Source organism: Methylocaldum sp., assembly GCF_035627495.1.
Lineage (GTDB): Bacteria > Pseudomonadota > Gammaproteobacteria > Methylococcales > Methylococcaceae > Methylocaldum.
The window spans coordinates 1-6,543 of the sequence record NZ_DASPLO010000166.1 but is presented as its reverse complement, the minus strand read 5'-3'; the positions used below and the strand labels follow the sequence as shown (position 1 = coordinate 6,543).

Genomic DNA, 6,543 nt, shown 5'->3' with positions numbered 1-6,543 from the left:
ATCCATCACCCGATGGCCATCCAGCTCCAACGCTTTGCAGACGTTACCGATTTCATTGGCAAAGCCGACCTTAAGAGCATGCCAGACGTTATCAACATACTTGACCATCTCGGCGGTTTCGACGTCGGTGCGTACCATAGGTGCGTCCATCTTTTCATAGAGCTTCGCCAGTAGAGTGCCGCTGTCACTGTCGAGCTCGCCGATGACAGTCTTTGGAGGGTGATAAAAATCGTAGACGGCCGTACCCTCGCGCAGGAATTCCGGGTTGTTGCATACACCGAAGTCTCTGCCTGCCCTCTTGCCGGAATATTCTTCCAAGATAGGAATGACGACGTTGCGCATGCTCCCGGGCAGCATGGTACTGCGACACACTACCATGTGACGGGCTGCTTTCTCCTTAATCGCCGCTCCGATCTCTTCACACACCTTGCGTACGTACTTGAGATCGAGATTTCCGTTCAATTGACTCGGTGTGCCGACGCAGATGAGGGATATCTCGGTCTCGCGTACTGCTTCGACGGCGTCCGTCGTCGCCCGCAGTCTCCCATGAGCGCGGGCAACTTCGATCATCTCTCCAATATCTTTCTCGATAATTGGTGTTTTGCCCGCATTAATGAGGTCTACCTTGGTCTGTGCCGAATCGACACCAATGACGATATGCCCTTCGTTGGCTAGACAACCGGCCGATACAGCGCCCACATATCCGAGGCCGAAGATGCTGATTTTCATAATATAGCTTCCCTTCCATAGAAAGATGGGTGGTGGATTTATTCACTGGTTTATCAATCTCGCGAAACCCTTGTGCTATCCAGGCTTTTGGTGAGTCGTCAACCAAATCGGCCCACCACCGAAAAATTGAATAAAAACAGTTTTTTCTGCAATCCGACTACTTATCAATCGTTATTGCTTTCAATTAAATTGGTCTATCTCCTCACTTTTACAAAGGGGGTATATTGATAAAGACCGGTATAGATCATCATAGCGATGGCCGATCGTCTCCTGAGAGTACTTGTGCAGTACTTGATCCCGTGCCCGCTCGCCCATAATGCGGCACAAAGTAGAGTCCTGCAGTAATCGCAACATGCGTTGCGCCAGTAATCCAATATGCTCTTCCGGGTTGCGACCCAACACCTTAAACCCGGTGACATTATCCTGAACGATATCTGATGGCCCGCCCCAGTCGGTAACGATTACCGGCTTGCCGAGCATCATAGCTTCCACGTTCACGTGTCCGAATGCTTCGTTTAGCGCCGGGAATACACAGAACCGAGCCCCCGCCATAAGCCGCAGGTTCTCATCCCTAGGAACTAAGCCGAACAGCCGTACTTGTTGCTGTAGACCCAACTCTTTGATCAAAGCTTCCAATCGCACACGTTCTGGCCCATCACCAGTAATCCACAGCTTTGTTCTTTCGAATTGACACTGTGCATAGGCGTGCAGCAACAGGTCTATAGCCTTATATGGGACCAGGCGTCCGCTACAGAATATATAGTTTTCAGTAGTTGTTGCTGGCTCAAACAGGGGTCGAGGTATGATTTCAGGAATAACTATACTCTTATCGCGGTACTGCTCTGGCAGAACATCGCGTGCCGCGTTAGTGGTGACAACTATACGCGCAGCACGCTTCAATGTATTGCGCATCAGTGGATCCCACGACAAACGCATCTTGTCAAAACGGCGTAGGCGCTGCACGAATGGTTCGCACTTCAAAATAGTTTCAAATCCAGATGGGTATTCAATAGAACCGCCAACAGGTCCCCAAATAAAAGGAACATTAAGATTGGCAAGGGGATTAGGAAGTCGAAAGTGGATTGGTGAAATATGGTGGATTAAATCGTAACTGCCTTGCATTCGTCGCGCAAGTAGATAGGCGCGAGCAATGAACTCGAAATAGTGTAATTGTAGTTTGCCTCTAAATACCTGGCCGTTAAGAAATTGGGTATTTATGGAAATCGCTTCGGGGCCCTGTGGTACATGCTTTGTGAGTACAGTAATAGTATGGCCGCAATTGCGTATTGCCTGCGCCAATGTATAAGCGGATAGGGATTCACATTTTCCGTCACGCTTGTAGGCGTATGCCACAAACAAAATTCTCATATTATTTGCCTCTTACTCCAAAAGGCCCTACTTGTAAAAGAACTTCGCCCCCTCTTTAACTACATGCACTTTATTAAGATTATTAGATTATAAATATACACACAACTTTCTCGACATTCCCGCAATATTAATTTGATGAACAGGCCGGCGCCACACCTTTTCACACTAAGTCAAAGCAGACCACCGCAAGAACGGAACACCGACGCCTCATAGCCTTTTAGCTCAGGAGTTTCGAGGATTTTCCGGGTAGAGACATAATCATATCGCCATGCCATCCAGAGCCAAGGTGGTGAGGTGACGTTATTTTCAGACAAGACCGGCTCCAATAACCTAGATACCGTAATGAACCCGAATCTGAAAGAGGGACTCATGGCTTTGACCTCATTTTTATAACATAACTTACAAAGTATTTCCGATTTCCCATATTCCACTCTTCATAAACTTTTTCAGTCAACTAACTCCCTGGCAGAGCGCCTGCGAGGCAGGCAGCGATGCGAAGCGAGTGAGCCGAGTAGTCCCTGGAGGCTCGAGCGCTGATTGTGCCACCCGAGATTGCCGCATTAGCGGCGGCCGGAGGCAACATACAATGCTTCGTAATCAGAAATAGAGCCTCTGCGATCGAAGTTCCGGCCCCTTGTGAGGTCCCCGAGCGAGTTGACCGGAGACGTTGGGGCTTTATTCACTTGCCCCATTGGAGTGGCCTTTTTCGTCAGAAGCGAAAAAGATGTGTCCCGAAAATAGGAAGCAATCGATTATGTCTAATCCGGCTGATATCTCTCAAACACCAGCTATGGAAGCCATATCAAGCTTAGATACTAGGCTGACAAATTTACCATTCGGTCCCCGGGAAATGAATGGCACCTCTTGAACCATTACTTTCATGTGAGGCGAAGTATGCTCCAAGGTGTTTTTAATGAGTAAGTTTCGATCCAATTCCGTAAATTTACCGTTGGCCGTGATATAGATTATGACTTCTCCTGGAGTGTCCTGATAAAACTGGGTCTCAATAATATTGTTTACGCCGCGCGGTATATGATTAAGAATGGAAATCTTATACCCTTCTGGGGTAATCAGATAACTGGTCAGGCGTCCCTGAATGCTATCTACTCGTCGAAAAGTCCGGCCACAAACGCAACTTTCTTCCGACAAGGCAAAATAATCTCCCGTACGATAGCGTAACAATGGCATAACATAGTTATGTAGATGTGTCCCCACCAACTCCGTGCCATATTCTGTATCAATCATTTCAACAATCGAATAATCTTCGACAATGTGATAAGAACCTTTTTCACAATGTCCTATAGCCACGACACGTTCAGCCTGGCCATACCAGTCAGTCACTGAACAACCGAATACTGCTTCGATATACGTTTTGGCATCGGCAGGCAAGGTTTCCGATGAGGTAAAAATGGCTTTAAATTGATATGACGCACTGTTCTCTTCGAAAACAGATGCCAACAACAAAGCCGTAGACGGATGGGCGTAGAGTATCTCTGGTTGGAAGTTCAGGATTTTAGTGACATATTCCTTGCTATTGGCCAGAGACAGATGGTAGGAAGACATCCGCAGTTCTTTATTGATAGGGTTAAAATCCCAAAAAGGAGGTTGATCTTGAGTTAAAGGTACTATGATGTCCCCGCGAAGGGTTACACGCCTGTCTCCCTGATCGCCGGCGTGGCGCCATTGGCGCCATAAAGCTGCATTTTCAAAATTGATCGAATGCGGATCGCGCAGAAATTTGCCGGGTGTGCCCGTACTTCCACTGGTGTGTCCGACATTGCAAAGCCAGGTATTTTTGTTTTCAGCAATGAGCTTGTCGTAATTTTCACGAACCAGATGCTTATCCAAGTAGGGCAGCTTTGCCAAATCGGCTTTGGTTTTAAAATCCTCGGGGGTCAGCTGTAGCCGGCGAAACAGGTCCCGATAATAGGGGATATGACGATAGCAATACCGAATTATCTTTTGAAGTTGTCGGTTATGATAATCATCCAGCCAAGATTGCGACTGAAACTCGCTTTTCGCCAGCTCTTTTGATAAGCGCTGAAAATAAGGGCCATGCCGATAATAATGGCGAACATACTGTTTTAACGTCTTTAACATGGGTATACCAATTTAACCAATAAATGGATATTTCCCGACTGTTATTTATTGCTGGTATTTATTAAACCCGAGAGCAGGCTCATGTGGCTGTCTTGGAAAGACTAATATCAGTGATAATCCGCGCCATTCCAGTAATTTTCACAGCATGACGCACCGTGGTGGTGGGCGTCTTCTCGTCCATGTGACGCGAAATCCAGCCGGCGGGAAGAATCTCGTTACCCCTGAACAGCGTGGTGGTTTCTACGACAGGATCAAAATGCATATGCAGCCTGTACCCGCTATTGCTGGCACAGGTGGTCCTATTCGTGAGTTCAACTTCACAGTTTTCGCCGAAATGCCAAAACAATTCGACGTCATGGCTACCCCGACATTCAAGAATGTCAACCACCCGGAACAAACGCTCGTGCTTGTTTAAACGGATTTCACGACGGTGCGCTACCGGGTCCGACAAGCGCAGGTAGCCGTCGTGCGCGCCTACGAAGACATCTTCCTCGGGGTTCGTATCGAAACGCTCGCACCAGGCATTCGCCTTGTCCAACCACATGAAATTGCCGCCGATGATGGACTGATTCACTCCGTCCACACGGATCGTGTTGTGCGCGGACGTGCCTCGAAAGTAGTCGCGCCAAGCTTTTTGAGTGTGGTAGGCATAGGTCCCAGGATCGACCAGGAATTCATGTCCACCGATGGAAAGAGTAAAGGCCAGCGCATCGGCGTGACCATGGGCGGCGATTGACAAGTAGCCGAGCGGCCCGGCATCGACGACAACTCGAATCTCATCTGGAGTATCGAATGCATCACCCAGAATCCAGTAGCCGCCATCCGGAAAGGCTCGCCGTTGTGCAGCCTCGACATTCTGTTCGAGCAGGGAGGCGAACTTTGGAATAGCTTCTTCACCTAAAAGCCACAGGGTTTTGTCATCCAACCGCCGGGCCTTTTGGGCAAAATCCGAACGATCGAAAAGCACAGCCCCGGTCGCAAGAAGCGAGCGGTAGACGGAAAAGTCCGCCGATGGGTCGAACCGGATCATCAGCGCATCGTCCGCATCCCCGACCATCGGCACGTTACCGCCGGTATCCATCACAGCAGCAAAAAATTCCAACAGCGATTCCAAACGATGCTTGAAGGCGTCCGAGAATTCGATGCCGTTAGCTTCCCCATAGCGCCATACCAGCAGCATCATGTCGGCGAATTCATGTTGGTAATAAAAGGCTTGTTCCCGGTTCACGCCATCGGGCGTGTTCTGGATCAGCGCCTGCTCCTCCAGTTCAAGGTGGGCCCCGGTGCGCCAACGTGCCGATTCCGACCATAGCGGCCAAGTGACGGAGGCGACGAAAAGCCCCATGAGCTCACCATAAAGGTGGTTGTTCGCAGACGAATGGCGGGATAAATGGTTCGCGATGAAGTGGCAGTGGCAGAATATTGATTCCAACCAACGCGTCCGGAAGCTCTGTCCGGCCTCGCCCTCGAACAGAGATGAAGCATCACCGCCCAAAAGATGCCAGGCCGTCGCCCAGTTCACCAAGCGGACGGCAAGCTCGAGAGAACTCGTCCAATTAGGTCCGAGGGGATAAGGGCACTGGTCGAACCAGGATTCGAGTAGCTCGCAAGCACCTGCCAAGTAGCGCGACTCGCGAGTCAGATGCCAAGCTTGGGCCAAGGTGACCAGTTCCAGGTGGCGATTGGGTTCCCACAGATATTTGATATCGCCCACTACTTGCTCGTCGCGGTAATCGATGAGTTTGCCGAACACCAAAGGCGCCTCCGTGCACGTCTTGGGATCGCGATTCCAGCAAGGCGGAAAACCCTGATCGCATGCGTGCAAAGCAAACACCTTCCAGCGTCCGGCCAAGATTTTTTCCGAAGCTTGAACGTAGGGATCCGCAGGGATACACGTCGGCAACGGTGCCACCCATGATGTGCCAGTGACATCCCATTCTTGCACCACCGGCTGCGCCAAGCCCACACCATAGGCTTCCAGACGCACTGACACTGCTTGGCGCACCCGCCAGAGCACTTCCATCGGCCCCATTGTCTTTAGACGGCTAAACTTCCAAGCAAGGGAAGCACTCATACCCAATCGTCCTTTTTTGATGACATTGCTTCAACCACAGAGCCGGCGCCGGAAAATCGGACAGCCGCTTAAATGCGAATTAAGAGCTAGTTGAGAGAGAAGGAGCCAGCCCAACGGTGTCTCTTGAGGAGTATTCCGGAGTAATGGTCAAATTTTGTGTACGGGGCGGACTCAGGCGGCGATTTTCTCGGCGTCTTCCCGAACTCCGTCCTTGAACACGACTCCCTCGATAACCTGAGCCAAGCGGGGAATGCCATTGAGTTTTCGCCAGT

At 50.0% G+C, this 6,543-nt stretch carries 4 protein-coding genes; all 4 read right to left on the bottom strand.

Annotation, left to right across the window (positions count from 1 at the left end):
• Window positions 1-729, bottom strand: a 729-nt coding sequence (locus VEB01_RS14705; protein ID WP_324876693.1) for a nucleotide sugar dehydrogenase, incomplete at its 3' end; no start/stop codon positions are given.
• A gap of 180 nt (window positions 730-909) precedes the next feature.
• A complete protein-coding gene (locus VEB01_RS14700; RefSeq protein WP_324876691.1) occupies window positions 910-2,097 on the bottom strand; it encodes a glycosyltransferase family 4 protein in 1,188 nt (395 codons plus the stop codon).
• A 777-nt stretch (window positions 2,098-2,874) separates the two neighbouring features.
• Window positions 2,875-4,197, bottom strand: coding sequence for a phenylacetate--CoA ligase family protein (locus VEB01_RS14695; RefSeq protein WP_324876689.1), 1,323 nt, complete (start codon window positions 4,195-4,197; stop codon window positions 2,875-2,877).
• Window positions 4,198-4,276: 79 nt separating this feature from the next.
• Entirely contained in the window at window positions 4,277-6,271 is a 1,995-nt protein-coding gene (locus VEB01_RS14690) for a heparinase II/III family protein (protein WP_324876687.1), read from the bottom strand.
• Window positions 6,272-6,543: the final 272 nt, after the last annotated feature.

Bases quoted from the DNA above. Each gene is read 5' to 3' on its own strand.
- VEB01_RS14695 (WP_324876689.1), bottom strand. From the start codon at position 4,197: ATGTTAAAGACGTTAAAACAGTATGTTCGCCATTATTATCGGCATGGC.
- VEB01_RS14700 (WP_324876691.1), bottom strand. From the start codon at position 2,097: ATGAGAATTTTGTTTGTGGCATACGCCTACAAGCGTGACGGAAAATGT.
- VEB01_RS14690 (WP_324876687.1), bottom strand. From the start codon at position 6,271: ATGAGTGCTTCCCTTGCTTGGAAGTTTAGCCGTCTAAAGACAATGGGG.